This window comes from Neotamlana sargassicola, assembly GCF_020523965.1.
In the GTDB taxonomy this organism is placed as follows: Bacteria; Bacteroidota; Bacteroidia; order Flavobacteriales; family Flavobacteriaceae; genus Neotamlana; species Neotamlana sargassicola.
This window is the reverse complement of record NZ_JAJAPX010000042.1, coordinates 1-217: the sequence shown is the minus strand read 5'-3', so window position 1 is coordinate 217 and position 217 is coordinate 1. Positions and strand designations below refer to the sequence as shown.

Genomic DNA, 217 nt, shown 5'->3' with positions numbered 1-217 from the left:
GCTACCTTTACCGTTGAAGATACTACAGCGCCGACTATCGATACTATTGCTAGCGATTTAACTGTGGAATGTGATGGGGCTGGAAATACAACTGAACTTAACAACTGGTTAAATTCTAATGGTGGTGCCGCTGCTTCTGATGCGTGTTCTGCAAATATCACTTGGTCGAACGATTATAACGCAATCTCTGATGAATGTGGACAAACTGGTACCGCTA

General features: G+C 43.3%; 1 protein-coding gene. It reads left to right on the top strand.

The genetic code is table 11. The features are described from left to right. Positions 1-217 (top strand): hypothetical protein (locus LG651_RS15730; RefSeq protein WP_226697051.1); only part of this gene is annotated, 217 nt, incomplete at both ends.